This window comes from Francisella sp. AG1 (assembly GCF_057683165.1).
In genome coordinates, this window is record NZ_CM173135.1 from 1,318,319 (window position 1) to 1,335,313 (window position 16,995).

The following is a 16,995-nucleotide window of genomic DNA, read 5'->3' on the forward strand; positions in this document are numbered from 1 at the left end:
CCATTATTAATCAAATTGATAACTTTTATATGACCCTAAAACCTTGAGAAATGTACTTTTTTTAAGCACTTCCAAAAGCGCTTGCTGTACATTATCATCATCTTCAGAACCTTTAAAATCAATAAAAAACAGATAGTTCCATGCCCTATTTCTCGATGGTCTTGATTCTATTTTTGTCAGATTAATATTATATTTTCCAAAAATATTTAATGTATTAACTAAGGCGTTTGATTTATCTTCTATAGAAAATATTATTGTTGTTTTATAATCATTCTCTTCAGGACTAATGCCAATATCATCATAACCCATTAATAAAAAGCGAGTATAATTAAAATGTTCATCTTCAAATTCACTTTGAAAAATATTTAATTTATATGTTTTAGCTGCAAGCTCTCCAGCAATTGCCAAATGATTCATGCTATTTTTTTCATATATATATTTGGCTGCTCCAGCGGTATCAACAAAAGCTTCTGGAGTAAGCTTCATTTTTTTTAAACTTCTGGCGCATTGAGATAAAGCCTGAGGATGAGATATAACGCTTTGAACCTTTGAAATATCAGTATTTGGCAATCCCATCAAACAATGCTTAACTCTCAAAACAACTTCTGCCTTGACTTTTAAATTGCTTTTAATAAGCTCGTCATAAGCCGGCACAACTGATCCAGCAATTGAATTCTCAACAGGTATCATTACAAAATCTGATTCACCTGTGATCGTATGCTCAATGGCATCTGAAAAAGATAAGCATGGGAATGTCTGAAATTCTTTTATATCTTGCTTATTTAAAAAGCTAGTAATAGCTTGCTCAGAATAAGCTCCATGCTCACCTTGAAAAGAAATTTTAATCATAAGAAATAATTTAATTTTAAAGTTTAGAACAATAATACAGTTTTTTAAAATGTAATAAAATAGGAACTTATCTCACAAAATACTAAATCAACTATTTCTTTGTATATGAAGAGCTTTATCTATCCCATCCTGCATGTCTTGGGAGGATAAACAATAGTTTTTAGCAAGAATTAAAGTTATATAACTAATAATTAATAAAATTATCGTTATATAATATATGTTTAAAACTCCAGTACCACCAAACGTACTAAAATATGAAACGATTGAAACAGCAACTATATAAAACCAAAACCATATGGACTGCTTAAAATCCCAAGAAATTTTTTCTGACTTGTCTGCACCAAATTGTCTGTATATTAAAAGCATAAAAACAGCTACGCATATAGCAAAACCTGACTTTGAAACTATACCCCAACCACTCCATAAAAAAATCATACTTGAAGCAAACACACCAATTACCGAAATAAGGTAGACAGACTTCAACCTAAAAGGCCTATCAATATTTGGAAGCTTATGTCTCATAGCAATAGTTGAAGTAGCTCCAGTTAAATAAGTCAAGGAAATAAGAGAAGTCAAAAATGCTGCCATTGCTTTCCAACCAGGAAAAGGTGCAAACATTATCATTGCAATCAGAAAATTTAATCCTACCGCATAAACAGGTTTATTAACTACAGGGTTTATTTTATTTAATATCTTTGGCATATATCCATTTGAAACCATTGCACTTAGAGAATTCAAAGCCACACAAAAATATAAAAGGCCCGCCACCAATGGAAAAAGTATTGCTCCAAAATATAGTAAATACATCATCCATGTTTGGCCAAAATGCTGTGCCATCAACGCAAAAGCTCCAAAATTAGAGCTTTTACCTTTTATTATAATACTTAAATCCCAAACATTATTATGCACATATTTTGATATAACCATTATATATGCAACTTGTAGGATCAAAAAAATACCTAAACAAATAAGGATTGTACTAATAGTAGCTATAGGAATGGCCTTTGCTGGATTCTTCGTATTACCTGCTAATTCAACAATTGTTTTAAAGCCAACAAATGCATAACCAATTCCACCTAAAGAAACAGCCGCAAGCATCCCATTAACTCCAAAAGGCATATAATTTAAATCAGTCTCATGAACCTTAGATTTTAATTCTGGAAGTGTATAACAAAAAACAATAAATGTTATCGCTATTATTGTAGGTACTAAAATTTTAAATAACGTAATTATATTATTTGCCTTTACCAGCCATCTAAGAGAATAAAAATTAAAAATAGAAAAGATCAATAATAAAATAACAGCTATTGGTATACCATCACCTGATAGTGCTCCTGTACTTGGCTCAATCAAATTTGGATAAAAAACTGCCATATATTGTAAAACAGCTTGAACTTCAATAGGTGCTAACACTAAATAAGATATCCAAGTAATCCAAGCAAAAATATAACTTATTAATGTCCCATGAGTAATATGAGGTATTCTAGATGAAGAACCCTGAACTGGAACTATAGCGGAACTCTCAGCAAATGTCAGAGCTATAAAAATCATCAACACTGCACCTATTATCCATGAAAATATAGATGCGGGACCTGCATATTCAGAAGTATATTGAGCTGAAAACATCCAGCCAGAACCCATAATGGTACCAACACCAATAGCTATAAGACTACTAATAGTTAACTTACTTTTTATCATAAATAATTAAAATAATTTTCATACTAGGTCTTGAGTCTATGTTCTAAGCTCCAAAAAGTAAAGATAATATATCATAATTTTTTTTCCTAACTACTCTTTGAGTTAATGTGGTTACTATATCATACTCTATAGTATTAGTAAGTTGAGCTACTGAAAAGACGCTATTCCTCTCTCTTGGAATATCTGAAAAAATCTCCACATCATCGCCAATTTTTACATTAAACTGGTTTCTTCCTAGAGAAATTGCTAGTGCATCCATACTAATTTGACCCACTATTGGATATATTTTACCATCTATATTGACACTCCCTCGTCCTCCGAGCTCTCTAGGGTAACCATCGCCATATCCAAGTGGCAGTGTAGCTATTATTTCATTGTGATAACCACGATATAATAGCGAATAACCTACTCCTTCATTTTTATCCAACCTAATAATTTTCACTACTTTAGATGTGAGTCTTGCTATAGGTTTAATATCTCTAGCGATCCTTTCAACATAGAAATGAGGTAAATACCCATAGGTTAAAATACCTGTTCTTACCATATCATAGCTAATACCCTCTTGGCCTAATAATCCATATGAATTTGCTAAATGACAAATAATATCTTTGTTTTTTAACCTAATATAATCTACTAATTCTTTAAATCTTTCTATCTGCTTTTTATTACCTGGATGATCCTTATTATCAGCACAAGCAAGATGGCTATAAACTCCTTCTAATTCAATAAATTCTGAACTTAAAGCTTTAGAAATTGTCTTTTTTGCATCAATATAATCAATACCCATACGATTCATACCAGTATTTACATTAATATGTACTTTCAGCTTTTTATTATAAGATTTTGCTTGTGATTCTAATTTGATTATATCTTCAAACTCTTGAAGAGTAACACTAAGATTATTATCAAATATTTCTTGTATATATTGATAATCCACAACCCCAAATACCAATACTGGCTTAGTTGATATATTTCTAACTCGTATAGCTTCTTCGATATTTGCTGCTGCATAATAGTCCACCCAATCTGATGTAATAGATACAATAGGTTCAATACCGTGCCCATAGGCATTAGCCTTAACAGGAAGGCACAATTTAGCTCCATTAGCAATTTGTCTTATTATTTTGATATTATTTATCAATGTATCTTTACTTATGTGCAAAATATTCATTATCCAAACACCTCTCTAATTATAAATAATTCTATTAATCCATCTTTTCATAATAAATAATGAAAATGCTGCCAATAATGTAGTTATCATTATCCACATAAATAATTCTCTATAGCCATAATAACTATTAGTTAAGGCTTGTCCCATAAGATTTGAACTTTGAGAGCTACCTAAATCAATACTTGCAAAATTTGAAGCTATATATGCTCCCATCTTGATACCTATAGCCCATGTAAGAAACCACATTCCCATACAAAAGCCTCTAACTTTGGTTGGAACAAGCTGTGCAATCAAAGACAATCCTACAGCTGTTGCCATAATTTCCGCCCAAGAAAAAAATACTCCAACAGCAAAAACCTCCCACCAAAATGAAACTTTTTGAGATGGATCTTGTAGCAAACAAACTAAAAAAAGAAATCCGTAACAAAGGCCACAAAACATCAAACAAAGTGCAAATTTACTTGTTGAACCTAATCGATCTCCTAGTTTATTAAAATACATCGCCAATATAGGTGAAAAAACTAGAATCCCTGAAGTATTTAACAAACCTGGAACTGTCTGAGAATTTAGCTTAAACCCAAGTACATCTAGATTCACATGATGTACATTAAATAGAAAAAAAGATGTGGTTTTCTGAGCGTAAACCATAAAAAATATTATTGCATAAAATATAAAAACTAATAACAAGAACATTTTATAACGATACTTTTTATCTTGCTGAAAAGTCATAAAAATAAAATAACCAATAATCACAACTACTGCAACAGCTAAAACCAAACTAATAAGCCAACCTATATACAATAAACCTGCCATCAAGATAACAAAAAATACTACACCACATATTACAAATATAATATTTTTAAACCCTAAGCTTTTTTTACCTACAGGTGATGCTATAGCCATAAACAACTTTTTATTCATAATTATATTTAATAATGCCAAAACAATTCCAAAAGCACATACTCCTAACGCTAAACCGTAGTGTGTGTTTTCAATACCATAAGAATCTGAGCTACTCAAATAAGGAATTAAAAGAGCTCCTGATAATGCTCCTATATTATTTGCCATATTAAAATAAGCATATATTGCATCTAACTTCTTGGGATCTCCAGCATATAACCTAGATACACTATTTAAAGTCATTGGTACAAACAAACATGCTCCAGATATTATCATTGCCATACCAAAGTAAATCGCGGTATTTGTAAGCATGTCACCTATTGCCAAGATACCATAGCCAAACAAAAGACATAATCCACCTACCAACAAAGCTCTCCTTACTCCCAAAAGCTTATCAGCGACATAACCACCAAAAGAGCTAAGTACATAACACAATGCGGTGAATGAACCAGCAAAAACTGCAGCTTGAGACTCAGTTAAATTCAATTTATTTATGCAAAAAAATATCAGAATATAAAAAAATCCAAAAAAACTGAATCTCTCAAATAATTGTAAAAAAAACAAATAAATAAAATACTTTGTTCTCTTTTTTTCATCTATAATCAAAATATGGCCTCCTCACTTATTGATTCAAAAACCTATCCTGGATATTGTTAGAAAACTCATCAAAACCTAATTCCTGATAAATATTTTGCATTCTTATACCACAACTCCCATCACTTATATTTTTTATAAAACTGAATACCACCAAATCAAGTAAGGAAACTTGACCATTAAAAAAATATTTCCTTTGTCCTAAAAAATTAGATATTGCTTGTAAATCCTGCCTAACTCTAGAATAAATTTCTCTGCTTGTAAGCTTGATTAAACCATTAGATTTTAATTGACGTAAAACATTTTTCTTAGCTACAGGGTATATAATATTTGCCATTGCCTTTGGTAACTTTGTAGCATCAATAAAACCTTTTTTCCAAGTATTATTATCCTTATCCGCCCAACGAGCATACACCTCAAGCCAATATAAACTATCTTCACATAGCCTTATAAAAGCAGTAGATATTGCTTTTTGTTCTAAGTTTAAATGCCTATCCAGACTAAAATCATTCTCTTTTTCAAGCATTTCAATAATTAGGTTGCTGTCAGCATATTTCTTGCCCATAGTTTCTATATAAGGCATTTTAGCTGTTGGAGATTTACTAAATTCTAAACTAAAATAATTTTGGTAGCTCAAATCCATAGCTTTTAAATAAAGCTCCAACTTTAAGCAAAAAGGACTACAACTATAGTTTCTATCCTTTAATTTAGGCAATTGATGTAAATGAATCATAACTCTCCTATTCATCAAAATTAATAACATTATTTGCAGAAACTGATGATTGTTTACTCTGCTCAGAAGCAAGATTTTCTTTAACTATATCTGCTTTCTCAAATTCTGATATGACGATATCATCTAAGCGCCCATTTCTAATAACTATATAACCTCTATATCTATCATCAGAACTTATTGTATTATAATCAAACGAATAAACTCGATAAAAAAGCAGCCTCTTTTTTTCAAACTTAAAGCTTACTTTACGTAAACAAACAGTGTCATCTAGCAAGCTTAGATTATATTTTTCTGCTGAGCGTTCTGCTATTCCTATAGCATATTCTTTATTTTTCATAAAATTACGCCACAAAAATAAACACACACCTAAAAAAATGATTGTATATAAAGCTACCGACATATTATTACCTTAAAATATCAATTAACAATCCATTATATGGTAAAATCTACTGGTTACAAAACTATAAAATCTTATTCGCTTTGAAAACTTTAAAATATTTTTATGGATCATTCTGTATAACTGCTTTTGGAATAATTATTGGTGTATTTTTTTATCCATCTAATCCTGTGGCAATAATATATTCAATTTCAATACTAGCTGTGCTTGAAATATCACTTAGCTTTGATAATGCTGTTATAAATGCAAAAATCCTCGGACAAATGCCACAAAAATGGCAAAAGATATTTATATTTATCGGCTTACCTATTGCTGTTTTTGGCATGCGCTTAGTATTTCCAATCTTATTAGTAAGTATTTCTAGCGGTATAAACTTCTCTAACGTAATAATTCTTGCATTACATAATCCAGAGCAATATCAATCAATATTAGAGCATTCAATGCCTTATATCTGTAGTTTTGGTGGAAGTTTTTTACTTATGGTATTCTTAAATTTCTTTCTAAGTGAAAATGAAGGACATCACTGGATTCCATTCCTAGAGAACAACATCTTTATTCGTAAAATACGTAGCTATAATGGCGGATATATTTTACTTGCTATTATCATTGGTCTTATCGTAATTTATAATACAAATTCTACCTACCAGGGTAAACTTGCTATAGCTTTTTTCTTGGGCATAATAACTCATGAAAGTATTGGCTTACTTAATTCACTATTTGACTCCTCTGAAGTCAATACGACTGATGTGATTAGAAATGGGGTTATGGGTTTTATTTATTTAGAAATAATAGATGCTTCATTTAGTTTTGATGGTGTAATTGGAGCATTCACAATCTCGACAAATATTGTGATTATAATGATTGGTCTTGGTATTGGTGCAATGTTTGTTAGATCTCTAACAATACTTTTTGTAGAAAAGAAAACTTTAGCAAAATATATATACCTAGAACATGGCGCGCATTATGCTATAGGATTCTTAGCCGTTGTATTATTATTAAAAATATTTATACATATCCCAGAATGGTTTAGTGGTTCTATTGGTATATCAATACTTACCCTTGCTTTTATCCATTCAATAATAAAACATAAAAAATTAGAAAATTAATAAACTACGTAATTCGCCACAATTATTTGCTATATTTGCAGCCAATGCTACTACTTTTTCTCTTTCAACATGCTCTGTATAAGCTATAAACTTATTTACAAAACCTACTTCAAACAATTGATAATCAGTATAACCGTCGCCAACAACCACAATCTCTCCATTGATTAGTTCTTTAGCTTTTTCAAAAGATTTTAACTTAGAATCACAAGCACCATTAAAATTATCAAGCGAATTAAAGCTACCATCAAGATTCCAATGCACATCAATTGCAAATATATTTTCTCTAGCAATACCTAAATAGTCTGCAAAGGGTGCAATACTTTCTGTCAATCCACCACTAAATATCCATATCTCATAGCCTTGTTTTTTAAGAATCATAATCAATTCTTTTATACCAGTAGTTAATAAACTTGGGCAATATTGATCCGCAAAAACCTGTATACTCCATCTAGTAGGACTTGCTATAGCCAATCTTTTTTCTAAGGATTCTCTAAAACCTATATCGCCTTGCATACCTAATTTTGTAATTTTTTCTATTTCAGCAGGCTTATTCGGGAACCCTTTAAGGATAGGCTCAAGGATCAGTTCTAATGATTCTTTTTTTATTAAAGTTGAGTCAAAATCAAAAATTATATTTTTCATATCTATCTTAAATACACCCCTCTGGTAATATTTCAGTTAGTAAATATACTTGATATACTAACCCTAAAACACCAATATTTAAATAAAATTTTTATAGGTTTACTGCAGCAATTTAATTATACTATTTCTCACATCTTATTTTAAATATTAAACAAGGAAAAAATGATTAACTATAAAGAAATGCCTAAAGGTACTTTACAAATAAATATTATCCAAATATTTTCAACTGTTGGGTACGCTGTATTAATGGGACTATTAAATTTTTACCTAACTGATCATGGTGGCTTCACTAAAACTGAAGCAAACACTCTTACAGCAAGTTTCTTTGCTCTTAATTTTTTACTTCATTTTTTAGGTGGAGCATTAGGTGGTAAATATTTTAGCTTTAGAGGTTTGTTTTTAGTTAGCGTTACTCTTCAGGTCGTTAGTATGTTTATGATAGCAGAACACGATCAAACAACCATAGTTTATGGAATGGCACTATTTATTACTGGTGCTGGTTTGAATGTAAGCTGCTTAAACATGATGTTAACTCAACTTTTTAAAACTGAAGACCGAAATAGAAGAGTTGCTTTCTCTATAAACTATAGTTGCATGAACATAGGTTTTGCTGGAAGTTTTTTACTTTCTGGAATTATCCAAAGCTACGGTGCTTATACTATAGCCTTCTATACTGCTGCTGCCTGCTTAGCTATAGCTGTAGTATTACATATTTTAAATTTCAAAAATGTTGAAGATAAGGATACATATTTTCATAATGAATTTTCTAAATCTGTAGCAAGATATATTGTTGCCCCTGCTATAATCATTGTATGCTTTATCTTCTCTATATTTCTAATTAAACATACAGAGTTTGGTGGCACTTTAGTAATATGTGTCTTTGTATTAGTTCTTGGATATCTTATATACACTGCATTACAACAAAAACCTGAATATCGTGAAAGAATTTTTGCATTTATGATTTTAAGCTCAGCTTGTATGATATTTGCATTTGTCCAAGGCATGCAAAGCTCAGCATTAGAGAACTTTGTCGAATTTAACACAAATAAATCTTTATTTGGCATAACAATGCAGCCTGCTACAGTAAATACATTTGAAACTCTTGGGGTTATTATCTTTGGCTTCCTATTAGCATTTTTTGCAAAAAGAAGATTAGAAAATGGTACAACATTAGCTCCAGGAAGCTTAATTACTCGTGGTATTGGCTTATATATAGTCGCTTTTCTAATGATTCCTTTAGGAATTATACTTGCCAACAAAGACAATGGAACAGTTAGTGTAGTCTTTCCCATTTTATTATTAATAATAGTAGCTGCTGGCGAAATTCATGTTAATGCAACAAGCTATGCTCTAGTAGGTGACCTAATTAAACCTGTACACCAAGGTATGTTTACTGGATACATGTTTGTAAATATTGCTGTAGGAATAGTAATATCTGGACCTGTGTCAAACTATGCAATAGGCAATAAGATAAAAGCTGAAAATATCACAGCGCTAGGTACAAATCAGATGTATTCAAATATATTTATTTGCCTAGCTATTATTGCTGCAATTCTAACTGTCTTATTTTTTCTAATTTCCAAAAAAATTAATAAAGTTTTTGATAATATTCACCATCAAAAATAATTAATTACCAATCATCTTCGAATTTACTTTTTTTCTATCAAAAAATTGCTTATTATTAAGCATTCTAATCAACTATAGAACCAAGATGCAAAAATCTTCTAGAAAACCTTTGGTTTCTATAAAAAACCTATCTAAACAGTTTGATGATGGTCATGTAGCTGTTGACTCCATTAATCTAGATGTCTATCCTAAAGAGTTTTTTTCACTGTTAGGGGAATCTGGAAGTGGTAAAAGTACTCTATTAAGAATGCTTGCAGGATTTGAAAAACCAAGTGATGGTAAAATAATCATTGATGGTATTGATATGTCAAACACACCGCCATATAAAAGACCTATAAACATGATGTTTCAATCTTATGCGCTATTCCCACATATGAGTGTAAAACAAAATATTATGTTTGGTTTAAAGCAAGAGAAATCCCTAAAAAAAGAAGATATTGAAAAAGCTACTGATAGGGCTCTCAAGATAATTAAAATGGAGCATCTTGCTAAAAGAAAACCTCATCAACTATCTGGTGGACAACGTCAACGTGTAGCTTTAGCAAGATGTCTAGCAAAAAGACCAAAATTAATATTGCTTGATGAACCTCTATCTGCTTTAGATAAAAACTTACGTGATCAGATGCAATTTGAACTTGTTGATATTCAAGAGCAAACTGGTAGTACCTTTATAATGGTAACCCACGATCAAGAAGAAGCTATGACAATGTCAACAAGGATTGGTATTATGACTGATGGTTGGCTCGAGCAAGTAAGCACCCCATCTGAAATTTATGAATTTCCTAAAAGCAAATTTGTTGCTGGATTTATTGGTAAAAGTACCATTTTTGAAGCTCGAGTGGAAGAAGTTAGTAGAACTCGTAGTATAGTAACTTCAAATCAGGCTGGCACATCATTTGTCTTACAAAGGAATATAGAAGCCATAGAGGATCAAGAGATTTGGATTGGCATACGACCTGAAAAAATTGTTATCAGCAAAGAAAAGCCTGAAGAATATGATCCTCAAAACCCTATAAACTGTATTAAAGGGATAGTCGAAGATATCGCCTATATGGGTGGATTATCTACTTATCATGTAAGAACAAAAAATGGCCGTATCGTAAAATCAACAGACTTTAATATAGAAAGAAATGCCGATCACCCTTCCTGGGATGATGAAGTATATCTTACCTGGGAGTCGCAAAACATAATGGTGTTATATTCATAATGCAAAATTTAGAAAAAAACTATAGACATACTTTAGTTTATCTAATACCCTTTGCCTGGTTTGTAATATTTCTGCTTGTACCATTTTTATTTGTCATTGGTATGAGTTTTACTTTACCAGCAGATGGCACCCCCCCTGTCTCATCATTAGCAATATACAAGCAAGAAACTATACATTTCACTATTTACTTACAGAACTATATTGAATTAATTCATTATAATTTGATTTTTATTGCTTTATTCAACTCATTAAAAGTAGCATTAATAACTACTATTTTATGTATTTTAATTGGTTACCCCATGGCTCTATCACTTTCAAGAGCTAAAAAAAATACACAAATTTTCTTTTTAATTCTAATAATTATACCATATTGGACTTCTTTTCTACTTAGAACATACGCATGGGTAACGCTATTAGGTAACCATACTTTAAATAATGTTTTAACAAACTTAGGCTTACCTAGTATGGCTTTACTATATAATAATTTTTCTATGTATTTAGGAATGGTATATTGTTATTTACCTTTTTTAGTACTGCCTCTATATAGCACTCTTATAAAGATTGATCCAAGTATATATGCTGCTGCTGAAGATCTCGGTTCTAGACCTACTAATTCGTTTTTTAAGATAACCCTCCCTTTATCAATGCCTGGACTTATTGCTGGTAGCTTACTTATCTTTATCCCAGCAGTTGGCGAGGTTGTTGTCCCTCAAATTATGGGAGGTATGAATTCCCTTATGATAGGTAATATTATATGGGAAGAATTTTTTACTTCTAATAATTGGGGAATGGCTGCAACAATATCTGTAGTCTTAATTATAATACTCGTGCTTCCTATCCTCTGGATGCAACGTATTCAAACCAAACGAACATTTGTTTAAAGGGAGAATAATATGAGAAAATTTTCATTTAGTCAAATTATGCTTATATTAGGCTTAATATTTTTATATATCCCCCTAATAATTCTTATTTTATTTTCATTTAGTGATTCAGCTATTATCAATTTATGGGGTGGCTTTACATTTGACTGGTATCATGAAGTTATACATGATGAGGATATTATTAGCGCTACCTTAACTAGTTTTAGAATAGCTTTAATTACTTCAATTATAGCAACAATATTAGGAACTATAGTTGCATATGCTATGACTAGGTTTAACTTTTTTAGAACTAGAAATTTTTTATACGGGCTTGTTGCTACACCATTAGTTTTACCAGATATTATTTTGGGTGTGGCATTACTACTTATGTTTTCGACTTTGCAGCATCTTATAGGTTGGCCACATGAAAGGGGTACTACCACTGTAGTTATAGCCCATGTAACAATGTGTACAGCCTATGTAACTATAGTTATGCAATCAAGAATAGCTAGTGTTGATATCTCTCTTGAAGAAGCCTCTCTAGATCTGGGTGCTGGTCCTATAAAAACTTTTTTTACTATCACTTTGCCACAATTAATCCCCGCTCTTATAACATCCGCATTATTGACATTCACACTATCTATTGATGACCTAGTAGTTACAGAATTTGTAGCTGGTAGTGATAATCCCACTTTACCAATGTATATTTATTCTACAGTTAAAAATGGACCAACCCCTGAGATAAATGCTTTAGCAACTATTATGATAGGAATCATTATAATAGGAGTTTTAGCTGGTACACTTGTATCGATGAAATTTAAAAAGAAAAGTTAAACTTCTGTTATATATTATTTAAATGAAATAATATCTCATAATTTACTGATCATTTCATTAGTATTAGGGCACTATTGCAGAGATTAACCCTCAATTTACTACAGAATTCAATTTTGTATTTTGTCCTTACCCCATAATTACTTGCAAACATAGAGCGATTAAGATTATGGCACAAGCATAGTAAGGTAGCGATACTAACGCCAAATGTGATAAGTATACTCGTCCCTACCGTACCAACAGTACTTCCTAAACAATTACTCGAGCTATTTAAAGCTACTGCTATTGTGCTCCATGTTTTGATGTTAAATTTAAGCTAATATTATTTTTATACCATGAGAAAGACTATTTAATAAAGAGGCCGGAAACTACTATATTTGAAAAAAATAATAAAATACCAGCAAAGCCCTACTAATAAAAAATATACTAATATTAGGGCTTAGGGTACTTATAATATTTGCTATGGTTAATATTTTTTATAGATTCACCCTGATAGCAAAGAGTAAATATTATTATAGATTGTGTAGTTACAGTAATACTAGTATTAAAGCTTACTCCAATATTTGGCAAGATTCCTGTGATAATGTACGCATCTAATCCTAACAAAAACATAACTATTGATAAAAAATATTTTTTTTATATTGATAATTTTTAACCTTAACTTAATTTTCCCACAGATTTTATTACTCTCACCCCGAAACCTTTATCATTCAAAAACCATAATAATAATTGAAACTACAAGCAATAAACCTAAAACTAAATTAAAGATCCTCATAGATCTAGGATTACCTAATATTTTTTTAACTGGAGTGCCTCCAAATAACCAAAATCCTGTGCAAATAAGCGAAATAAATATATAGATAATTGATATTATAATAACTTGAAACATCAGGCTTATGTTGCCATCAATAGTTGTATAAGTAGAAATAGTTCCTATTGCCATTACCCAAGCTTTAGGGTTAACCCATTGAAATAATACTGCTTGTATAAAATTTAATGGTTTGTTACTTATTTTCTTATCTTCACTCGCAGATGAGGTGATTATTTTATAGGCTAACCAAAGCATATATACTGCACCAATCACTTTTATAAAAAGATGTAATTCTGGATAAGTCGCAAAAATTGATTCTAAACCAAGCCCAATAATAAATACCATTAATGGAAATCCAATACATACACCTAAATAATGTGGTAATGTTTCTTTAATACCAAAATTAATTGATGATAATAACAACATCAGATTATTTGGACCTGGTGTAATTGTTGATGAAGTACAAAACAAAATCAATGGTAAATAAAAACTCATATTAGTCTTTTAACTAGAAGATTATAATTCTTATATATTCTATAGTTTATATATTTAAAAACCATATTTTTTTGACCATGGTATACGATTACAATAATAATCATATAGGATTATATTTAATTTCACTACTGACTTTAATTTATAAGAGCTATATCATCTGTTTGATAACAAGCCTAAAGATAGTCACTTTATCAATTTAAAAATTTAGCAATTATTTCCTCAAGTGATATTGGCTTTGAGAAATAGAAGCCTTGAATAAAAGCACCTCCAAAACTATCTATCATATCTAATTGCTGTTTAGTTTCAACTCCCTCAACGACAACATCTAAGCCAACCTGTTTTGCGACATAAAATAATGCTTCAAATACACTAGTCACAGCAATATTTTTATTTTTTATTAGTCCATCAGTTAAAGACTTATCTATTTTCAAAGTATCGAAATTATAAGCAACCACTCTATTTAAAGAAGAATACTTTACTCCAAAATCATCAACTGCCAACCGTAGATTATCATTATGTAACTTCTTTATCGCTCCTTCTAACTCTTTATCAGAAAATTTCATAAAAGCTGACTCTGTTATTTCTAGTTCAAAGTTAATCTTACTAGAAATAGTTTTTCTCTTACTCTGTATGAGGTCACAAAGTCTAGATATACAACGAGGAAAATCTTTAACTGCTGGAGATATATTAATAGAAACTATAAGGTTGTCTTTTGGATTTTTTACTTGCTTTAAGTCTTCAAAAACCTTATTTAAAACTATAGTATTTAATCTCTCTGCATAGCCATTTTTTTCTACCTGCTGAACTATTTGATCAACACTTAAATCACTAAAATGTCCACGAGGCCTTATTAAGGCTTCAATTTTAGTACAACGATTATTATTTTTCATATCTACGATAGGCTGATAAACAATAATAAAATCTTCTTCTTTTAAGATCTTATTAGTTAAAATATTTAAATTATTACTTCTAATATATTTTTTTCTAACTTCCTCATTAAAAATACAAATCGAAGGCTTATTTCTTTTAGCTTCATAAAGAGCAAAATCAGCATAATTCATTAAACTATGATGTGTAGCTTTTATATCATACATTGCAGCTCCTATACAGGCTATACAATCTAGATTCATATTATTTATTATGTATGGTTCTTCGCAGACTTTTATTATTCTATTAGCTATTTTTTCGATACTTTGAATAGAAACATCTTTACATAGCAAAACAAACTCATCACCACCTAACCTTGCCAAAATATCTTTTTCTCTTATTCTAGCATTTTTATATACTCTATCAGAAAATTCTCTTAAAATAGCATCACCTACTTTGTGGCCATATATATCATTTATTTGTTTAAAATTATCAATATCTATAATTAATACAGCAATTTTTTTTGACCTTTAAATAATTCCAAAACTCTTCATCTAACTGTTTTTCAAAAAAATGTCTACTATAGAGGCCTGTTAAGCTATCTTTATTAGCTAGTCTTGCTATTTCGTTATATTGTTGATTTGAGGAAACAATCGCCCCTATTGAACTTATTATTGGTTGTAATAACTCTACTATTTGTTTCATATGAAAGTTATTGCTATTAATTATGCCCAAGCATCCAGCAATATTTTTATCATTATCAAATATTGGAATAGTAATATAGTTGCTAATATTTAAGTCTTTAGCAAAAATCTCTGCTAGAGATTTATTAATCTTTTCATCACTTCCCTTTACTTCTCCCTTAAATAGGACTCTTTTTAAAGGTTCAGAAATTATATTGGAATCTAAATCTATAGCATGAACATTCTTATCTTTTGAATCTAAGAAGAATGTTTTAACTAGCTTCGAATATTTATTAAGGATAATTATAAACCCAAATTGACTATTTGAAAAATCCAACGTATGTTTTAAAGCTTCTTGAAATGCTTCTTCTATTTTCTTTTCTTTTAAATATTTATTCTGAATCTCAGAAATTTTTAATATATAGTTTTCAAGCTTTACTTTTTCGGTAACATCCCAACTAATCCCAACTAATTTTGAAAGCTGATTATTTTCATTGTATAAATAATTGGCAAATAATTGAATAAATTTAGTTTTATTTGGTGTATTAATTCTGAAAATAGTTTCAAACGATTTTTTTTGTTTAATTGCTGAGTTAATATTTTTTTTAAACTTAACTCTATCTTCTGGATGGATTTTTTGTAACCAAAAATCATAACTATTATTAAAGCTTTTAGAATCAAGCTCATATAAAGATAACATTCCAGCATCCCACTTAACTTCATCAAACGATGATATGTTAAGCTCCCACATACCAAACTCTAATGCTTGTAATGCTATTCGCATTTTACTTTCTAGTGCATATTGAGATGATAGGTCTTGCATAATCCCTAGAAACATTATTTCATTTTCAACTTCACTAACAGAAAGAAGTACTTTAAATTTTTGGCCATCACTTTTCATAGCCTCTACTTCTCTACCAGTACCAATAATAGAAGCTTTTTTAGTTTCTCTATAATCACTAAGGTAAGAATCATGCTTACTAGAGATTTCAGGTGGCATTAATTTTTTTACATTTTGACCAACTATTTCTTCTGAACTATAGCCAAATAGCTGACAAGTTGCCTTATTAGCCATTAGAACTAAACCTTTGGCATCTATAATAACAATAGAATGAATAGCTGCTTCAAGTGCTTTAAAATAATCAATAGATTTAGTTTCCATTGTATAAATACTAATATTTAGTAGCCATACTAAACATTGTATAATTTATATTATAAAGAAACTAGAGAAAAATATTTAATTTAACTTAAATAAAGAATTATTCGTCAACTGAAACAAATTTACGATTTAAAGCTCCACCAGAATGAAACTTAACATTGCCATCTTTAAGAGCAAATAAAGTATGATCTTTTCCGCAACCAACATTAACACCTGGATGAGTCTTAGTTCCTCTTTGACGCAGAATAATTGTACCTGCTTTTACAAATTCACCACCATATCTTTTAACGCCTAAATATTTAGGGTTAGAATCTCTTCCGTTTCTAGTACTACCACCAGCTTTCTTATGAGCCATTTGTATACTCC

16 protein-coding genes are annotated in these 16,995 nt (G+C 30.2%); 5 read left to right on the plus strand and 11 right to left on the minus strand.

All coding sequences use genetic code 11. From position 1 onward, the window contains the following. Positions 1 to 6: 6 nt before the first annotated feature. From pheA to ACR0PV_RS06890, 6 genes are all read right to left on the minus strand, one after another. On the minus strand, positions 7 to 849 hold the full coding sequence (gene pheA / locus ACR0PV_RS06865; protein WP_488172396.1) for a prephenate dehydratase: 843 nt from the start codon (positions 847 to 849) through the stop codon (positions 7 to 9). 87 nt (positions 850 to 936) lie between these two features. Continuing rightward, on the minus strand, positions 937 to 2,547 hold the full coding sequence (locus ACR0PV_RS06870) for an APC family permease (protein ID WP_488172397.1): 1,611 nt from the start codon (positions 2,545 to 2,547) through the stop codon (positions 937 to 939). 43 nt (positions 2,548 to 2,590) lie between these two features. After that, positions 2,591 to 3,718 (minus strand): alanine racemase, encoded by a 1,128-nt coding sequence (gene alr / locus ACR0PV_RS06875; protein ID WP_488172398.1) that lies wholly within the window; start codon positions 3,716 to 3,718, stop codon positions 2,591 to 2,593. 15 nt (positions 3,719 to 3,733) lie between these two features. After that, entirely contained in the window at positions 3,734 to 5,227 is a 1,494-nt protein-coding gene (locus ACR0PV_RS06880; RefSeq protein WP_488173975.1) for a peptide MFS transporter, read from the minus strand. A gap of 13 nt (positions 5,228 to 5,240) precedes the next feature. Beyond that, positions 5,241 to 5,945, minus strand: a complete 705-nt coding sequence (locus ACR0PV_RS06885; protein ID WP_488172399.1) for a glutathione S-transferase family protein — start codon at positions 5,943 to 5,945, stop codon at positions 5,241 to 5,243. 7 nt (positions 5,946 to 5,952) lie between these two features. After that, a complete protein-coding gene (locus tag ACR0PV_RS06890) occupies positions 5,953 to 6,345 on the minus strand; it encodes a DUF3301 domain-containing protein (RefSeq protein WP_488172400.1) in 393 nt (130 codons plus the stop codon). An 80-nt stretch (positions 6,346 to 6,425) separates the two neighbouring features. Here ACR0PV_RS06890 and ACR0PV_RS06895 point away from each other — a divergent pair, with 80 nt between their 5' ends. Beyond that, complete coding sequence (locus tag ACR0PV_RS06895) at positions 6,426 to 7,448, plus strand: DUF475 domain-containing protein (RefSeq protein WP_488172401.1); 1,023 nt, start codon at positions 6,426 to 6,428, stop codon at positions 7,446 to 7,448. On the opposite strand, the gene ACR0PV_RS06900 is transcribed toward ACR0PV_RS06895, so the two are convergent. Continuing rightward, positions 7,437 to 8,090, minus strand: a complete 654-nt coding sequence (locus ACR0PV_RS06900; protein WP_488172402.1) for an HAD-IB family phosphatase — start codon at positions 8,088 to 8,090, stop codon at positions 7,437 to 7,439. The two genes, ACR0PV_RS06895 and ACR0PV_RS06900, sit on opposite strands and share 12 nt — an antisense overlap. A 162-nt stretch (positions 8,091 to 8,252) precedes the next feature. Here ACR0PV_RS06900 and ACR0PV_RS06905 point away from each other — a divergent pair, with 162 nt between their 5' ends. From ACR0PV_RS06905 to ACR0PV_RS06920, 4 genes are all read left to right on the plus strand, one after another. Beyond that, positions 8,253 to 9,716 (plus strand): MFS transporter, encoded by a 1,464-nt coding sequence (locus ACR0PV_RS06905; protein WP_488172403.1) that lies wholly within the window; start codon positions 8,253 to 8,255, stop codon positions 9,714 to 9,716. An 85-nt stretch (positions 9,717 to 9,801) separates the two neighbouring features. Continuing rightward, complete coding sequence (locus ACR0PV_RS06910) at positions 9,802 to 10,923, plus strand: ABC transporter ATP-binding protein (protein ID WP_488172404.1); 1,122 nt, start codon at positions 9,802 to 9,804, stop codon at positions 10,921 to 10,923. Beyond that, positions 10,923 to 11,804: an ABC transporter permease gene (locus tag ACR0PV_RS06915; RefSeq protein WP_488172405.1), complete on the plus strand. Its 882-nt coding sequence runs from the start codon at positions 10,923 to 10,925 to the stop codon at positions 11,802 to 11,804. The genes ACR0PV_RS06910 and ACR0PV_RS06915 overlap by 1 nt, the downstream gene beginning before the upstream one ends. A 12-nt stretch (positions 11,805 to 11,816) precedes the next feature. After that, the gene (locus ACR0PV_RS06920) at positions 11,817 to 12,617 is read left to right on the plus strand and encodes an ABC transporter permease (RefSeq protein WP_488172406.1); all 801 of its coding nucleotides are present in this window, start codon (positions 11,817 to 11,819) and stop codon (positions 12,615 to 12,617) included. A 703-nt stretch (positions 12,618 to 13,320) separates the two neighbouring features. Here ACR0PV_RS06920 and ACR0PV_RS06925 read toward each other — a convergent pair. The 4 genes from ACR0PV_RS06925 to rpmA all read right to left on the minus strand — a co-directional run bounded on the left by ACR0PV_RS06925 (position 13,321) and on the right by rpmA (position 16,984). Next, the gene (locus tag ACR0PV_RS06925; RefSeq protein ID WP_488172407.1) at positions 13,321 to 13,920 is read right to left on the minus strand and encodes a LysE family translocator; all 600 of its coding nucleotides are present in this window, start codon (positions 13,918 to 13,920) and stop codon (positions 13,321 to 13,323) included. Between the two features lie 191 nt (positions 13,921 to 14,111). Continuing rightward, positions 14,112 to 15,305, minus strand: a complete 1,194-nt coding sequence (locus tag ACR0PV_RS06930; RefSeq protein WP_488173976.1) for an EAL domain-containing protein — start codon at positions 15,303 to 15,305, stop codon at positions 14,112 to 14,114. Further along, on the minus strand, positions 15,280 to 16,632 hold the full coding sequence (locus tag ACR0PV_RS06935; RefSeq protein WP_488172408.1) for a GAF domain-containing protein: 1,353 nt from the start codon (positions 16,630 to 16,632) through the stop codon (positions 15,280 to 15,282). Before ACR0PV_RS06935 ends, ACR0PV_RS06930 begins: the two co-directional genes overlap by 26 nt. A gap of 97 nt (positions 16,633 to 16,729) precedes the next feature. Then, entirely contained in the window at positions 16,730 to 16,984 is a 255-nt protein-coding gene (rpmA, locus tag ACR0PV_RS06940) for a 50S ribosomal protein L27 (RefSeq protein ID WP_488172409.1), read from the minus strand. Positions 16,985 to 16,995: the final 11 nt, after the last annotated feature.